General features: G+C 63.8%; 13 protein-coding genes. 9 read left to right on the top strand and 4 right to left on the bottom strand.

What is annotated here, in order from left to right; translation table 11 throughout:
• Positions 1–730: 730 nt before the first annotated feature.
• Positions 731–2,578, bottom strand: a complete 1,848-nt coding sequence (locus M2650_RS10175) for a monovalent cation:proton antiporter-2 (CPA2) family protein (RefSeq protein ID WP_249473876.1) — start codon at positions 2,576–2,578, stop codon at positions 731–733.
• Positions 2,579–2,667: 89 nt separating this feature from the next.
• Between M2650_RS10175 and M2650_RS10170 the strand changes: the two genes are divergently transcribed.
• Positions 2,668–3,882 (top strand): NAD(P)/FAD-dependent oxidoreductase, encoded by a 1,215-nt coding sequence (locus M2650_RS10170; RefSeq protein ID WP_249473874.1) that lies wholly within the window; start codon positions 2,668–2,670, stop codon positions 3,880–3,882.
• Here the strand turns inward: M2650_RS10170 and M2650_RS10165 are convergent.
• Positions 3,863–4,393 carry a GAF domain-containing protein gene (locus tag M2650_RS10165; RefSeq protein WP_249473873.1) on the bottom strand — a complete coding sequence of 177 codons (531 nt, stop codon included), beginning with the start codon at positions 4,391–4,393 and terminating at the stop codon, positions 3,863–3,865. The genes M2650_RS10170 and M2650_RS10165 overlap by 20 nt on opposite strands.
• A gap of 180 nt (positions 4,394–4,573) precedes the next feature.
• Here M2650_RS10165 and M2650_RS10160 point away from each other — a divergent pair, with 180 nt between their 5' ends.
• From M2650_RS10160 to M2650_RS10150, 3 genes are read left to right on the top strand one after another with little or no spacing between them, the layout of a single operon-like run.
• A complete protein-coding gene (locus tag M2650_RS10160) occupies positions 4,574–5,824 on the top strand; it encodes a hypothetical protein (RefSeq protein WP_249473872.1) in 1,251 nt (416 codons plus the stop codon).
• 22 nt (positions 5,825–5,846) lie between these two features.
• Positions 5,847–7,256 (top strand): peptidoglycan-binding domain-containing protein, encoded by a 1,410-nt coding sequence (locus tag M2650_RS10155; RefSeq protein WP_249473871.1) that lies wholly within the window; start codon positions 5,847–5,849, stop codon positions 7,254–7,256.
• Positions 7,257–7,264: 8 nt separating this feature from the next.
• Complete coding sequence (locus tag M2650_RS10150; protein ID WP_249473869.1) at positions 7,265–7,855, top strand: hypothetical protein; 591 nt, start codon at positions 7,265–7,267, stop codon at positions 7,853–7,855.
• 130 nt (positions 7,856–7,985) lie between these two features.
• On the opposite strand, the gene rho is transcribed toward M2650_RS10150, so the two are convergent.
• Together rho and trxA are read right to left on the bottom strand one after the other, a co-directional pair.
• A complete protein-coding gene (rho, locus tag M2650_RS10145; RefSeq protein WP_249473867.1) occupies positions 7,986–9,674 on the bottom strand; it encodes a transcription termination factor Rho in 1,689 nt (562 codons plus the stop codon).
• A 305-nt stretch (positions 9,675–9,979) separates the two neighbouring features.
• Positions 9,980–10,312, bottom strand: coding sequence for a thioredoxin (trxA, locus tag M2650_RS10140; protein ID WP_249473866.1), 333 nt, complete (start codon positions 10,310–10,312; stop codon positions 9,980–9,982).
• Between the two features lie 163 nt (positions 10,313–10,475).
• Between trxA and rhlB the strand changes: the two genes are divergently transcribed.
• The 5 genes from rhlB (at position 10,476) to ung (ending at position 16,318) form a co-directional block, all read left to right on the top strand.
• Positions 10,476–12,170, top strand: a complete 1,695-nt coding sequence (gene rhlB, locus M2650_RS10135) for an ATP-dependent RNA helicase RhlB (RefSeq protein WP_249473864.1) — start codon at positions 10,476–10,478, stop codon at positions 12,168–12,170.
• Between the two features lie 870 nt (positions 12,171–13,040).
• Entirely contained in the window at positions 13,041–13,730 is a 690-nt protein-coding gene (gene ftsE, locus M2650_RS10130; protein ID WP_249473862.1) for a cell division ATP-binding protein FtsE, read from the top strand.
• On the top strand, positions 13,723–14,661 hold the full coding sequence (gene ftsX, locus M2650_RS10125) for a permease-like cell division protein FtsX (RefSeq protein WP_249473860.1): 939 nt from the start codon (positions 13,723–13,725) through the stop codon (positions 14,659–14,661). Before ftsE ends, ftsX begins: the two co-directional genes overlap by 8 nt.
• Positions 14,661–15,503: a response regulator gene (locus tag M2650_RS10120; protein ID WP_425602520.1), complete on the top strand. Its 843-nt coding sequence runs from the start codon at positions 14,661–14,663 to the stop codon at positions 15,501–15,503. Before ftsX ends, M2650_RS10120 begins: the two co-directional genes overlap by 1 nt.
• Positions 15,504–15,610: 107 nt before the next feature.
• Positions 15,611–16,318 (top strand): uracil-DNA glycosylase, encoded by a 708-nt coding sequence (ung, locus tag M2650_RS10115; RefSeq protein ID WP_249473858.1) that lies wholly within the window; start codon positions 15,611–15,613, stop codon positions 16,316–16,318.
• The last annotated feature ends 125 nt before the right edge of the window (positions 16,319–16,443 follow it).

Raw genomic sequence — 16,443 nt, 5'->3', positions numbered from 1 at the left:
TTAAGCCGTTCGCTCTTAAGCCTTTCGCTCTTAAGCCTTTCGCTCTTAAGCCTTCGCTCTTAAGCCTTCGCTCTTAAGCCTTCGCTCTTAGGCCGTTCGCCCTTAAAGCCGTCATCCCAGCGAACGCTGGGACCCATGTTGCTCTGGCGCTTGCCCTTAAGCCGTCATCCCGGCGAAGGCCGGGATCCAGGCCCGCGTCCTGGCGGCCTGCGCTGCGGCTCGCGCCATGGATAAGGCTTCCGGGCTGCGCCCGGGTCACTTTCTTTGCTGGCCCAAAGAAAGTAACCCAAGAAAGGGCCTGAACTGCGGTGCGATGCGTCGCAACTAAAAGTCCGCCAGCTACCTGGCTTTCGTCGTGGGTGACCTTCTTAGGCAGGTACTAGATTTTGATTCGCAGCCTATGGGTGACGTGGCTTTTGCGGAGTTGCGCTAAGGAGGCGTTCGGGTCGATCGCCCCGAATCTGAATGTCGAAGCGACGGAGGAATCCCGAGGGCGGGCGAGCGGTGGCCAAGAACACGAGGTAACCCCATCGCCGGGATACCTTCCACAGGCCCTTTTTCTTTGGTGACTTCTCTTTTTGGGCCCCTCAAAAAGAAAGCATGCCCTGAGCTTGCCGAAGGGTCACTCGACCGCGGTTTTAGCGGACGAAACCCCGGCCTGAAAGGCCGGCAGGTCGCCAGAACCCATCAGCAAAGGCAGCGGGGCAAGTTCCGCTCTACAAAGCAAGGGTTAGCCGCGCAGGTCGGAATCGCGGGAAATGCCGCTGGCGACGCTGAGCGCATCGCTCTCCGGATCGCCGCCGTCGTCGGCGATGTCGGCTTCGAACAGCTGCTCCAGTTCCGCGCGGCCTTGCAGCGCCGTTTGCAGCAGCGCGTGTTCGTCGTCGTAGATCAGGTGCTGGGTGGCGAGCAGGCGCTCGTCGTGGTCGCGGAAGCGCTGGGCGCGGTCGATCGCCACGTCGCGCGGAACGCCCAGCGACACCAGCACTTCGCGGCCCATCTCAAGACCCGAAGCGAAAGTTTCGCGGAACACTTCCACGCCCAGGTCCATCAGCTGCCAGGCGTGGCGGCGGTCGTGCGCACGTGCGAAGACTTTGAGGTCCGGATACAGCCGGCGCACGACGCGCGCAGTGCGCAGGTTGGCTTCCGGATCGTCGATCGCATCGATGAAGATGCGCGCATGCGCCGCGCCGGCGGCGCGCAGCAGTTCCGGGCGCGCCGGGTCGCCGTAATAGATCTTGTTGCCGAAGCGGCGCATGAAATCGACCTGCTGCGCATCGGTCTCCAGCGCCACGAACGGGATGCGTTGCGCGATCAGCAGGCGCGCCACGATCTGGCCGAAGCGGCCGAAGCCGGCGATGATCACCGGCGGATGCGCGTCGTCGGGCAGCTTGTCGAATTCCCGCTCCTGCTTGATCGCCGGACGCAGGCCGATCAAGCGGTCCACCGCGATCATCAGCAACGGCGTCAGGCCCATCGACACGCCGACGATGGCCACCAGGCGATCGTGCATGGCCGCATCGATCAGCGCGGCGCGGTCGGCTTCGGTGAACACCACGAACGCGAACTCGCCGCCCAGCGCCATCACGCTGCCCAGGCGCAGCGCTTCGGGCACGTTGAGGTTGCCGGGGCGCAGGCCGATGCCGAACAGCACCGCGAACTTCACCGCCAGCAGCAAGGCCACGCCGGCCACGATATGCACCGGCTCCATCGCCACCCGGTCGATGTCGATGCTCATGCCCACCGCCATGAAGAACAGGCCCAGCAGCAGGCCCTTGAACGGCTCGATCTGCGATTCGATCTCGTGGCGGAATTCCGAATCGGCCAACAGCACGCCGGCCAGGAACGCGCCCAGGCCCATGCTCAGCCCCGCCAATTGCATCACCCACGCCGCGCCCAGCACCGCGAACAACGCGCTGGCGGTCAACATCTCGGGCACGCCGATGCGCGCGGCGCCGCGGAACAGCTGCCGCAACAGATAGCGGCCGCCGACGATCACCACGGCGATCGCGGCGATCGCCTTCAGCGTGGCGATCCAGATCGGTTCCGGATGGGTGGATGCCGCTTGTCCGAGCAGGGGGATCGCCGCGATCAGCGGAATCGCAGCCAGATCCTGGAACAGGAGGATCGCGAACGCCAGGCGCCCGTGCTCGGTGCCCAGGTTCTTGCGTTCGGCCAGCAGTTGCAGGCTGACCGCCGTCGACGAGAACGCCAGGCCCAGGCCGATCACCAGTGCAGCCTGCCAAGCCAGGCCGCCCATCAACGCGATCGCACCCAGGGCGATGGCCGACAGCGCCACCTGCAACCCGCCGGCGCCGAACACCGACTTGCGCATCACCTTCAGCCGCGGCAGCGACAGTTCCAGGCCGATCACGAACAGCATCATGACCACGCCGATCTCGCTGGCGGCCAGCACCGGTTCGGCATCGGCGATCACCTGGGCGCCGTCCGGGCCCAGCGCCACGCCCGCCGCCAGATAACCGAGCACCGCGCCCAAGCCGAAGCGCTTGAACAACGGCACCGCGATCACCGCCGCGAGCAGGAACACCAACGCCAATTGCAGACCGCTGCCGTGCATGCCGACCTCCGCTGCCGATTATGCCCGCTCACGCGGCGCCGACGCGCCGGCTGGCGATATGGCCGGGTCGCCGGATGGGCGGAATGCGCATGGATTTGAAGAGCGGCTACCCTTGGTGGGCCGTCAAGAACGGCCTGATGCACGCGTTTCCGACGCTGCGCGCAGACCTGCGCGTCGAGGTCGCCGTGCTGGGCGGCGGCATCACCGGCGCGCTGATCGCCGACGAACTGGTCAAGCACGGCCATGACGTCGCCGTCGTCGAGCAGCGCGACATCGGCTGGGGCAGCACGGCGGCCAGCACGGCGTTGCTGCAATACGAAATCGACACGCACATGACCGACCTGGCCGGGCGCTATGGCGAGGCCGATGCGGCGCTGGCCTATCTGGCCTGCGCCGAGACGATTCCCATGCTGCAATCGTTGGCACGCGAATTGCGCGACGTAGGCTTTTCCCGTGGCGACAGCCTTTACTACGCCAGCAAACGCCGGCACCGGCGCGCGCTGGAGCGCGAGTTCGCGCTGCGCGCCCGATACGGCCTGCCGGTGGAATGGCTGGACCGCGACGGCGTGCGCGAACGCTACGGCTTCGACGCGCCCGGCGCGATCCTCAGCCGCCTGGCTGCCTGCGTGGATCCGTACCGCTTCGCCTACCGGCTATTCATGCGTGTGGAGAAGCGAGGCGCCGGCGTCTACGACCGTTTCGAAATAGCGCGCATCGCCGCGGATGCCCGCGGCGTCACGCTGCACGCCGCGGCGGGTCCGCGGATCCGCGCCCGCCATCTGGTGCTCGCAGCCGGATACGCCAACCAGCGCTGGCTCAAGCAACGGGTAGCGCGCAATCGCAGCAGCTACGCGTTGGTTACCGACCCCATCGATCCGGATCTGCTGAAGCCGCTGAAGGGCGCGATGATGTGGGAATCGGCGCGGCCCTATCTCTACCTGCGCACGACCGCCGATGGCCGCCTGATCGTCGGCGGCGAGGACGATGCCGTCGACATTCCGTCCAAACGCGACGCGCGCGTCGGTAAGAAGGCGCGCATCCTGGCCGCACGCGTGCAGGACCTGTTTCCCGCGTTGCCCGTGCAACCGGCGTTCTCGTGGGCGGGCACTTTCGCCGAAACCGAAGATGGCCTGCCGTTCTTCGGCCCGCATCCGCAATACGGCCCGCGCATCCATTTCGCGATGGCCTACGGCGGCAACGGCATCACCTACAGCATGCTCGGTGCAGGCTTGCTGCGCGCGCTGATCGAACGGCGCCGGCATCCGCTGGCGGCGTTGTTCGGTTTCAAGCGCCTGGCGCGCTGACCGCGTTCAACTGCCGCAGGCGCAAGGCCCCGCGTTCGGCGATGGCGGCCATCGCGTGTTCGTGCGCCATGCGGTAGTAGTCGGCCTCGGGGTGCTCGCTGTCGAGCACGCCGTAGAGCGCATCGCCGGCCAAGATCGGCACCGCCAGCTCGGACAGGTTGGGCTGGTCGTCGGCCACGTAGCGTTCGTCCAGGCGCGCGTCCACGGTGCGTTGCGGCAGGCGCAGCTGCGCACAGCGGCCGACGATGCCCACGCCCATGGCCAGTTGGATGCGCGATTCCAGTACGTGGTCCGCAGCCCGTTTCGGGCCCCAGGCGGCCTGCTGGGTCAGGCAGGCGCCGCCGGGATCCAGCAGATAGACCACGCAGTCGGCCAGATCCAGTTCGCGCCCGCAGAAATCGCATAACGCCCACGCCACTGCCTGCGGGGAAGGCGCCCGTGACAGCTCGCCCGACAGTCCGGCCAGCCGGGGCTGGGCCTCTGCGAGGAATGCGGCGGCGGTTAGCGACATGTCGTTCCCGCTCCCACGGAACGCTTGGCCGGAGGTTACCTCAAACTACGTTATGCGACGACTGCGCCGGGTTGCCCCGATGGTCGCAGCTCTGTCTGGATTGCCAGATTTCCCTGATAGACAGGCGGCATCTCCCGCGCTAGCGTCGAAACCTCGGGGAACGAACCAAGGGCTGGCGCCATGGGGCTGTTTTCCGTTTGTCTGTTAGAACCCATTCCAATCATCGGCTTGAGGGGCTGTGCCCGCGCCGAATCTTACCTGTCCAGCATGAAAAGCCGCCCGCGCGGATCAGCGCGTTGGCAGGTGGCCCGGCTTACCGCGGGCCACCTGAGCGCACGCTCGGTCGCGCTATCGATGCTCATCGTTTTGAGCGTAAGCCTACTGTCAGGCTGCGAAGACGCACAGCCAACGCAGCCGACCGTGCGCGTCCGTGAAGAGACCACTTTAAATAGCGGTGAAGCCAAAGCGGCCGAAATCCAGATCCTCGTTCCGTCACTGATTGCAATCGACGACGGTAAGCAGGCCCCGGAGGTAAGTACATCTCGCGGCCACGCGTCGAGCGCAGCCATCCCACTTGAAGACAAACCGGTGTCAGTCGCGACGCAGCAACTTGCCGATCAGGCAGCCCTTCCGCCAACGGATAAGAAAACGAGGTATGCCGGAGCGGAAGTACCGAAGAAGCTCCACGGCGTTTGGTCCGATAACGATGCTGAAGGAAAAATACAGTGCGACCGATACAAGCTGGCGAGTAAGCGTCCGCGGAACGATAACGACGACGAACTGTCCATATCCATGGTCGGAAGCCTAGTGATCACAAAGCACATGATTCATGCGTATTCAGAGTACGGCGAAGGGAATTTCTATGCAGTTAGGAAAGTCTCCAAAATCGGTAAAAGTAAATGGGTTATCGCTTCTCTGGTTGGCATAGACACGTACCCATCCGAAGAATTGGATGACGATTTGTTTGTGTTTCTACTCGATCTGGATTCAACCGTTCTCTACTGGAGAGACTATGACGACAAGGAACCGCCAGAGATCATCCAAAATCGATCTCCCGGATTCTTTAAGTGCGGACAACTACCCAAATGGCTAATGGGTTCCAACAACGATAACAGCCGGGACCATCCAGTATTTCCACCTGAACTGCGCGGCGCATGGGACCTTTCCATCAGTAAATGTAGGGCTATAAAGACAAACGATAGCGATTCAAGAATTGAGATTTTGGCCACAGAAATTCAAGCATATGAAGGCAACGAAAATTTAAAATCTATAAAGAAGATATCTCTCTCGCCACCCACGTGGAACGTGGTTTCAATTTCAAGCGTAGCCCCTGCCGAAATTCAACAAGGTGGGTATACATACATCCTTGACAAAAATAGCTTGGCTATCAGCAACGGCGATTCAATTCGTCAATTTATTAGATGCAAGTAATTACGGCGTGGAGTAATGCGCAATGAATAACGAACGAAAGCAATACCGAATTACCGAACTAGGGCCGCCAGAGGTCTTTGAAGGCGTTCAATTCAACCGAGACGTTACCAGCCTTGGTAGCCTTGCCACGCACCACCCAGGAGATAATTTCAATGGAAGGCTGGAAGATGGTGTTCCTAGATATTTTCAGAACGTGCAGACACGATCATATGCGTTTATCAGCAGAGAACTCCAGGAAGTAGAAGCGCTGCGGACAGACGAATACCGATCGCTAAAGCGCAATCAAATCCTCCTGGTTAAGGACTTCATTCTTGAACATCCAGACCACCCCGCTGCGAGTGCCGCAGCTAGGAAGGTCGATGTGCCTTCGCCAGTCGCCGGGTATATCGGCAGAATCGATGTAAGCCAAGGGCTTGTAGATGTCTACGACAAAAAATACGGCGATGTAATAGCGCGTGTTCGCCACATGCGGGATATTTCCGAGGCTGTCGCGGTCGGCCAAACAGTGGAATATGGGCAAACCTTAGGAACTCAAAGCGACGTTAAAACGAAGAAGAAACACGTCCATCTCGAAATGGACACCCGCTACTACCAACAGTTTGAAAATTACATTGCTGACTTGGTAAGCGGGCGGCTTCCAGTCGAACCCGGACATCGTAAGGGCATTCAGCCGCTTCCAGTAATCGACGATGGCGTCATGCGTCTGGGCGAATCTGGCGAGCGCGTCACGGCCGTACAACGCGCCCTTGTGGCCGATGGCTATCGCGCTGTCGGCGATAAATCCATTGAGGTCGACGGCGTGTACCGCCCCAACATGCAAGGCGCAGTCTTGGCATTCCAGCAAGACCATCGGCTGCCGCAGACCGGCGATATCGACCCGGCGACCTATCAGCTGGCGCTTCGCGTGAGCCTGGACAAGCAGCTCGGGCCTGTCGAAAGGTCTGTCGGACTCGAAGCCGTGCTTCCGCCTCGCAACGATTTCTTCCAGGAATTGCACGATATTGAGCGAGGGTTGGACCCTGCCTACACGCTTAGGCCTGAACATGCCCAATTTTGCTATCCGCCTGATCCAGCCCGCACGGGACGCGCGCCGCAGTACCACGATCACCCGGATCATCGTCCGAACTTACCGCCGACACTGGAACCCACGATCAATCAACACAGAAATCGGCAGCCTTTCAATCAGACGGAGCCTGATTCTCTTTCACGCGGCCCATTCAACGACCCATACTTGGACCGCGCCTACGCAGCCGCCATAAACGGCAACAGCGCAGAACTCGACCGCATCGGTCTGGAGTTCATCCAATCCCAGGAAGGTCAACGCATGCTGCAGTGGGGCGAGGAACTGTATGCGCAGCAGATGGAACAGCAACGTCAAGCGCAGGAGCAGCAGATGATGCAAGAGCGCCAAGGCCCCGTGATGACCCGGTGAGATAAGCTATGTACTCCAACGACGATGTGATCTCGCTCCGAGCCGCCTTGCAGGACGCCATTCAAGCGGTTCAACAGGCCGCGAAAAGCATGCTCGCCTTACGGACCGAAATGGGGCAGAGGGAGCAGGCCATCCGCGGTTTGTTCAACCAGGAGCTGCAGTCCCTGCGCAATGCGGTCACCGAAAGCCGGCGCGAAGTGAGCGGGATCGTGTCCGGCGCTAAGGATCAGATAGCCGAAGAAGCCAAGCGGGCTGTGGCCCCGGTCGCCGCCGAATATGGCCGCGCAGTCTCAGCCACGTCGGCCCACCTGCGGGGCGCAAGCAAGACCATCTGGCTCTGGTTCGCCGCTGGCGGCGGCATCCTGTTGCTGGTGCTGCTGATGGGATGGGCGCTGCTGGGCTACTACCGCCGCGAACTGGCCGCCGCCAAGGACGAACTACGGCGTTACGAGAACGCCGTGCCGGTCATGCGTGCGTTCGTCGCGTCCGACGCCATCATTTGCGGCGAGCGCATCTGCGTCAATGTCGATCCCAAGGGCCAAAAGCAGGGCGATAAGCGCCAGTACCGTCAGGCGAAACCGCGGCCCGGCGCAGGGTGACGAGCGGCACAAACAAATTATTGAAATATAAAGATCTTTATGGTTCTAGAAGGGATGCGCTGCGGTTCGACCGCATCACAAAAGGAAGCCCCGCATTGCGGGGCTTCTTCTGTCTCGTGGAGGAGATGCCTCAACGCTTCATCGAAGAGAAGAACTCGTCGTTGGACTTGGTGTTCTTCATCTTGTCCAGCAGGAACTCCATCGCCGCGATTTCGTCCATTGGGTGCAGCAGCTTGCGCAGGATCCAGATCTTCTGCAGCATTTCCGGTTCGATCAGCAGGTCCTCGCGGCGGGTGCCGGAGCGGTTGATGTCGATCGCCGGATAGACGCGCTTCTCGGTGATGCGGCGGTTCAGGTGCACTTCGCTGTTGCCGGTGCCCTTGAACTCTTCGTAAATCACCTCGTCCATCTTCGAGCCGGTCTCGACCAGCGCAGTGGCGATGATGGTCAGCGAACCGCCTTCCTCGACGTTGCGCGCGGCGCCGAAGAAGCGTTTCGGCCGGTGCAGCGCGTTGGCGTCGACGCCGCCGGTGAGCACCTTGCCCGAGCTCGGCACCACGTTGTTGTAGGCGCGGGCCAGGCGGGTGATCGAATCGAGCAGGATAACGACGTCCTTCTTGTGCTCGACCAGGCGCTTGGCGCGCTCGATCACCATTTCGGCGACCTGCACATGGCGCGCGGCAGGTTCGTCGAAGGTGGAGCTGATCACTTCGCCGCGCACGGTGCGTTGCATGTCGGTGACTTCTTCCGGGCGCTCGTCGATCAGCAGCACGATCAGGTGCACGTCCGGATGGTTGGTGGTGATCGCGGTGGCGATCTGCTGCATCATCATCGTCTTGCCGGCTTTCGGCGGCGAGACGATCAGCGCGCGCTGGCCTTTGCCTTGCGGCGCCATCAGATCCAGGATGCGGCCGGCGATGTCCTCGCTGGAACCGTTGCCGCGCTCCAGGGTGAAGCGGCGGCGCGGGAACAGCGGCGTCAGGTTTTCGAACAGCACCTTGTTCTTGGACGCTTCCAGCGGCTCGCCGTTGATCGTGTCGACCATCGACAGCGCGAAATAGCGCTCGCCTTCCTTCGGGAAACGGATGCGGCCGCCCAAATGATCGCCGGTGCGCAGGTTGAAGCGGCGGATCTGGCTGGGCGAGATATAGGTGTCGTCCGGGCCGGCCAGGTAGCTGGCCTCGGCCGCGCGCAGGAAGCCGAAGCCGTCCGGCAGGATTTCCAGCACGCCGTCGGCGGCGACGCCTTCGCCGTGGCGGGTCAGCACTTTCAGCAGGGCGAAGATCACGTCCTGCTTGCGGGCGCGGGCGACGCCTTCGGAGATGCCGAGCTGTTCGGCGATGTCCAGCAGCTTCTGCGCCGGCATCCGCTTCAGGTCGCTGAGCGAGTACTGCGGGAAGCCTTCCGGAATGGTCGGCATCGGCCGCTGTTGCTGCTGTTGGTAGTTGGCGTCGCCGTTGCCGGGGTTGTCCTGCGGCAGGCCGTCTTCGCGGAAACGGTCGCGCTGGCGGTCGCGGCGGTTGCGGAAGCGATCGCGACGGTTGTTGTTGTTGCTGAAGCGCTGCTCGCGTTGTTCGCGCGTTTCGCCTTCCGGGCCGGCGCCTTCGCTATGGCCGCCGGACTGGCCGGCATCGGAAGCGGGGGCGTTGCCGGCCGGAGTGGGCGCGGCGGACGGCTCGGCCAGCGTCGGTGCGGATGGGGCGACGGCTGCGGAAGGTGCCGGCGGCGCTGCTGCTGGGGCAGTTTCGGCGGTGGCGACACGTGGTTTGCGTACGCGCTTCACGGCGGTTTCGCCGGAGTCGGGGGTGTTCTTGGACAAGCTCGAATTCCTCGCTGATGCGAGCGCTCGCGGTCTGCGGGCGGACGTGAGTTAGAAGTGTTCGGAGAGGGGGTGCGGCGCCGAAAACGCGCCGGGTGATGTGGAAACTAGCACCGCGAAGGCGCCGCGGCAAGGGCGGCCGGGCAAATCCGTTCAGAGAAGCCCGACCTTGTAGAGTGGGGCTTGCCCCGCTGCTCGTGATCCTGCGGACGATGGATCCGAGTAATTTCCGGATTGAGCCCGCCCCTTGTTCATCGATATGGGGCGGAGAAGCAGCGGGGCAAGCCCCGCTCTACACCAGCCGCTTAAAGGGCCTTTTCGATCATCTGGTTGAGCACGGTCTTGATATTGCCCGGGGCGCCCATCTGGCTGGCCTGGACCTGGCCGTCCTTGAACAGCAGCAGCATGGGAATGCTGCGTACATTGAAGCGGATACCCAGGTTCGGAAACGCCTGAACGTCCACCTTGACCATCTTGGCGCGGCCGTCGTACTCGTCGGCCAATTGGTCCACCACTGGCCCGATCATCTTGCACGGGGCGCACCAGGGCGCCCAGAAATCGACCAGCACGGGCTCGGAGGACTGCAGCACGGTGGTGTCGAAATCGGCGTCGCTGGCGTGGATGACCTTGTCGCTCACGGGAGTCTCCTGAAGGGGCGCGCGGGTCAAGGCGCGCCGAGTACGGTAAACTGGGGCGTTAAAGCGGCGGTTTCAAGACCGTCCGCCGCCCCAAATCCAGCCGGCAGTCTGCGACGATGCCGCCGCCCACGCAAGCGCGAATCGCGCGCATCGACACCAGAGCATGTCCGACAAACCGTTAACCGATATCACCTTTTCCTCCTTCGATCTGCATCCCGCGCTGCTGTCCGGTCTGGAAGCCGCCGGCTTCACCCGTTGCACGCCGATCCAGGCCCTCACGTTGCCGGTGGCGCTGCCCGGTCGCGACGTCGCCGGCCAGGCGCAGACCGGCACCGGCAAGACGCTGGCCTTCCTGATCACGGTCATCAACCGCTTGCTGACGCGGCCGGCCCTGGCCGAACGCAAGCCGGAAGACCCGCGCGCGCTGATCCTGGCGCCGACGCGCGAACTCGCGATCCAGATCCACAAGGACGCGGTCAAGTTCGGCAGCGATCTGGGCCTGCGTTTCGCGCTGGTCTACGGCGGCGTCGACTACGACAAGCAGCGTGCGCTGCTGCAGGAAGGCGTGGATGTGATCATCGCCACGCCCGGCCGCCTGATCGATTACGTCAAGCAGCACAAGGTCGTTTCGCTGCACGCCTGCGAGATCTGCGTGCTGGACGAAGCCGACCGCATGTTCGACCTGGGCTTCATCAAGGACATCCGTTTCCTCCTGCGCCGCATGCCGGTGCGCACGGAGCGGCAGACGCTGCTGTTCTCGGCCACGCTGAGCCATCGCGTGCTGGAGCTGGCCTACGAGCATATGAACGAGCCGGAAAAGCTCATCGTCGAGACGGAATTCATCACCAATTCGAAAGTGCGCCAGGCGATGTACTTCCCGGCCGACGAGGAGAAGCTGCCGCTGCTGCTGGGGCTGCTGTCGCGCAGCGAAGGCGCGCGGACGATGGTGTTCGTCAACACCAAGGCCTTCGTCGAGCGCGTGGCGCGCTCGTTGGAACGCGCGGGCTACCGGGTCGGCGTGCTCAGCGGCGACGTGCCGCAGAAGAAGCGCGAGTCGCTGCTGAACAAGTTCCAGAAGGGCCAGCTCGAGATCCTGGTGGCCACCGACGTGGCCGCGCGCGGCCTGCACATCGACGGCGTCAGCCACGTCTACAACTACGACCTGCCGTTCGATGCCGAGGATTACGTGCACCGCATCGGCCGCACCGCCCGCCTGGGCGCCGAGGGCGATGCGATCAGCTTTGCCTGCGAGCGCTATGCGATGTCGTTGCCGGACATCGAGGCCTATATCGAGCAGAAGATCCCGGTGCAGACGGTCACGCCGGACCTGCTGATCGCCTTGCCGCGCGCGCCGCGCGCCAAGGTGGAAGGCGAGGAAGAGGAAAGCATCGGCACCATCTTCAAGGAAGCGCGCGAGCAGCGCGATGCCGACGAGCAGCGTCGCGGCGGTGGCCGCACTGGCGCCGGTTCCGGCCGCAGCGGTCCTCAGGGTCGCAGCAGCCGCGGCGGTCCGGGCGGTGAAGCGCGCCGCGATCGCGGTCCGCGCCCGCCGCGCAAGCCCGATGCGCCGCACACGCCGTCCGAGCCCGCAGTCGCGGCGGCATCGCCGGCGGCAGCGATCGAGAGCACGCGTCCGCCGCGCAAGCCGCGGCGTCGTCGCGGCGGTCGCCGCGTCGAGGGCGGCGAGGCGGTCGTGCAGAATGCAGCCAACACTGGCGTACGCGGTCCGTCCAAACCGGCAGCCACCAAGTCCGTGCCGAATGCGCAAGCTGCAGATCGCGCTTCCGGTTCGCTGTTGTCGCGCATCGGCCAAGGCCTGAAGAAACTGGTCACGCGCGCGCCGCGCACGCAGCACTAACCGTAACCTTCGCTCCGCCCCTGTAGAGCGGCGCTCGCTCCGCTGCTCTTGCTCCGGCTCTAGAGCGGAGCTTGCTCCGCTGCACTTCGCTCTTAAGCCGTCATCCCAGCGCACGCTGGGACCCATGTTGCCCTTGCTCTTAGCCGTCATCCCGGCGAAGGCCGGGATCCAGGCCCGTGTCCTCGCCAGCTGCGCTGCGACTCGCGCCATGGACAAAAGCTTCCGGCTGCGCCGGGTCACTTTCTTTGTTGGCCCAAAGAAAGTAACCCAAGAAAGGGCCTGAACTGCGGTGCGATGCGTCGCGCCTGAAAGTCCGCCAGCGGCCTAAGTTTTCGTCGTGGGTGACCTTCTTACGCAGGTACTAGATTTTGATTCGCAGCCTATGGGTGACGTGGCTTTTGCGGAGTTGCGCTAAGGAGTAGTTCGGGTCGATCGCCTCGGATCTGAATGTCGAAGCGAGGGAGGAATCCCGAGAGCCGGTGAGAAGGGCCAAGAACACGGGGGAGCCCCATCGCCGGGATACCTTCCAAAGGCCCTTTTTCTTTGGTTACTGTTCTTTTTGGGCCCCACAAAAAGAAAGTAACTCGGCCGCGGTTTTAGCGGGCGAAACCCCGGCCCAAAGGGCCGGCAGGTCGCGACAACCCCCAAGCCAAGGCAGCGGAACAAGCTCCGCTCTACACAGAGCCAAAGCAAATCTCCCCCGGCCCCTCTTTTTCAAAGAGGGGAGACAAGCCAAGTCGCTGGATCCCCGCCTGCGGGGATGACGGCTTAGGGACAAGAACAAAGCCAAAGCCGGACAGGCATCACGCTCGCGTCTTGCGGCGGTGCTGAGCCAGCCAAAATCCGGCGCCGCTGCGGCATAATCCGCGGATGGCCGTCCTGCGCTTCGACAACGTAAGCAAACGCTATCCCGGCGGACACGACGCGCTGAGCGAAGTCAGCTTCGAAGTCGCCACCGGCGAGATGCTGTTCATCACAGGCCATTCCGGCGCCGGCAAGAGCACGCTGCTCAAACTCATCCACCTGAGCGAACGGCCCAGCCGCGGCGCGGTGCTGTTCGGCGAGCGAAACCTGATGAAAGTGCGCGGCCGGCGCGTGCCGCTGCACCGGCGCGATGTCGGCGTGGTTTACCAGAACCACCAGTTGCTGATGGACCGCAGCATCTACGACAACGTCGCGCTGCCGCTGATCCTGCGCGGCATGCGCCGTGGCGATATCGGCAAGCGCGTGCGCAGCCTGCTTGAGCGTCTGGGCCTGGCCGCGCGCGAACGCGCATTGCCGTCGCAATTGTCCGCGGGCGAACAGCAGCGCGTCGGCATCGCGCGCGCCATGATCGGCGAGCCGCTGTTGCTGGTGGCCGACGAGCCCACCGGCAATCTCGACCCCACGCTGTCGGCCGAAATCATGGCGCTGTTCTCGTCGCTGCCCGAACGCGGCACCAGCGTGATCGTGGCCAGCCACGACCTGGGTCTGGTCAAGCGCATGAAGAAACGCGTGCTGGTGCTCGACCATGGCCGCCTAGCCGACGACATCCGGCCGGAGGACCTGGCCGATGAATGAGTTGCGCGAGCCGCGGTCGCGATCGGCCATCGGCACTTGGTTCGATCACCATCTTTACAGTTTCGTCGCCAGCCTCGGCCGGGTGATCCGCAAGCCGTGGTCGACCGTGCTCACGGTCGGCGTGATGGCGGTGGCGCTGGCCTTGCCGCTGGGCTTGTGGCTGGTGCTGGCCAATGTCGAGCGTTTCACCGGCGACGTGCAGCAGTCGCGCCAGATCAACCTGTTCCTGAAACCGGACATCACGCTGCAGCGCGCACGCACGCTGACCGAAGAGATGCGCGGCCGCGGCGACATCGCCGACGTCGTATTGAAGACGCCCGACGAAGGCCTGGCCGAGCTGCGCGAACGCGGCGGCCTGGGCGATGCGATCGCCGCCGTCGACGGCAATCCCTTGCCCAGTTTGCTGGTGATCACGCCGAAGGGCGACGAGACCATGCTGGCCGAATCCTTGCAAACGTTGCCCGAAGCCGACCTGGTGCAGCGCGATGCGCTGTGGCGCCAGCGGCTGGACGGCTGGTTGCGTTTCGGCAACCGCGTGTCCTGGGTGCTGGCGGCATTGCTCGGCCTGGGCGCGTTGCTGGTGGTCGGCAATACCGTGCGACTGGATATCCAGTCGCGCCGCGAAGAAATCGGCGTGCTGCAGTTGCTCGGCGCCACCGATGGTTTCATCCGCAGGCCATTCCTCTATTTGGGCGCCTGGTACGGCTTGGCTGCGGGCGCAACTGCGCTGGCGTTGCTCGCTGCGACCCACTTCGCATTAAAGGCGCCGCTGGCGACATTGGCGCAAAGCTACGGCAGCCATTTCGCGCTGAGCGGTTTCGATCTTCGTCAGTTGATCATCGTGATGCTGGCCGCAACCGCGCTCGGCTGGCTCGGCGCGGGCCTGGTGACCAACCACTATCTGCGCCAAACACGGCCGACGGAAACCTGATGGCACGCGATCTCCGCCACCTGGTCAGCGATGCGCCGCGCGTGATGGTGGTCGACGGCTCCAAGCTGGTGCGCAAACTGATCGGCGACGTGCTGTCGCGCGAACTGCCCAACACGCAGCTGGTCGCCTGCGAAGGCCTGGCCGGCGCGCGCGCGGCGCTTGCGGAGGGCCCGGTGGATCTGGTCACCACCGCGCTGGTGCTGCCCGACGGCACCGGCTTGGAAGTCGCGCGCGCGGTGCGCGCCGCCGGACAGCAGGCGTACGTGCCGGTGATCGTGGTCTCAGGCAACGCGCAGGAACATCTGGAATCGCGCAGCTTCAACGAAGACATCACCGACTATTTCGACAAGTCGCTGGGCCATAGCGCGCTGGCCGCCTTCATCCGCGGCTACGTGCAGCCCGAACCGATCCCTGGCGCGCGCGTGCTCTACGTCGAGGACAGCCGCGTGGTCGCGCTGGCCACCAAGCGCATGCTCGAGCACAGCGGCATCGTGGTGACGCACGCGATCAGCGTCGAGGAGGCGCTGGAAATCCTCGCCACCCAGCGCGACGAAGACGACTCGCCCGCATTCGACCTGGTGCTGACCGACGTCTACCTGAAAGGCGAGATGGAAGGCGGCGACCTGCTCGCGCACATCCGCGAAAAACTGGGCTACGGCAAGCGCCGCCTGCCGGTGCTGGTGATGACCGGCGACGCCAACGCCAAGAACCAGTCGGAACTGCTTCGCGCCGGCGCCAACGACCTGGTGATGAAGCCGATCGAAGAGCGTCCGCTGGTGACCAAGACGCTTTTCCAGCTGCGCGTGGCGAAGCTGCCGGAGCAGCGCAACCTCGATGCCTAGCTATGTTTCCGTCATCCCGAACGCAGTGAGGGATCTGCTTTCTCGTGTCGCAGATCCCTCACTGCGTTCGGGATGAAAAGCAACTTGAAATAGCGAACGAGCGCGCCATGCCGGAAGACCGCATCAAACTCGAACCGTCGTGGAAGGAAAGGGTAGGCGACTACCTGCTGCGCGACGACATGCACGCGCTGTCCGATTTCCTGCGCGCGCGCAAGGCGGCCGGCGCGCGCATCTATCCGCCCGGACCGCAGATCTTCGCGGCGTTCGACGCCACGCCGTTCGACAAGGTCGAAGTGGTGATCCTCGGCCAGGACCCTTACCACGGTCCCGGCCAGGCGCACGGCCTGTGTTTCTCCGTGCTGCCGGGCGTGCCGGTGCCCCCGTCGCTGGACAACATGTTCAAGGAGATCCAACGCGACCTGGGCATCGCACGGCCGGATCACGGCTATTTGATGCCGTGGGCGAAACGCGGCGTGCTGCTGCTCAACGCGGTGTTGACGGTCGAGGAAGGCCGCGCTGGTGCGCACCAGGGCAAAGGCTGGGAAGGCTTCACCGACCACGTGGTCGACACGCTCAACCGCGAACGCGAAGGCCTGGTGTTCATGCTCTGGGGCAGCTATGCGCAGGCCAAGGGCAAGGTGATCGACACGCGCCGGCATCGCGTGCTCAAAACCACGCATCCGTCGCCGCTGTCCGCGCACCGCGGATTTCTCGGCAGCGGACATTTCTCCGCGGCCAACGAATACCTTGCGCGTCGCGGCGAGAAGCCGATCGACTGGTCTTTGCCGCCACGCGCCGAACTGACGGTCGTCTGACAGGGGAGGGTACGCGGCTGAGGCCATGACGATGGTCGCGCCAAGGCGCTGACTTTCGATAGGGTGACGGTACGCAAAAGCGCCCGCCCTCACCAAAGACAGGTTGCGGCGCTGACTTGCAGGAC

This window comes from Luteimonas galliterrae (assembly GCF_023374055.1).
GTDB classification, from domain to species: Bacteria; Pseudomonadota; Gammaproteobacteria; order Xanthomonadales; family Xanthomonadaceae; genus Luteimonas_C; species Luteimonas_C galliterrae.
The sequence above is the reverse complement of the archived record's forward strand: the minus strand, read 5'-3'. Positions and strand labels throughout refer to the sequence as shown.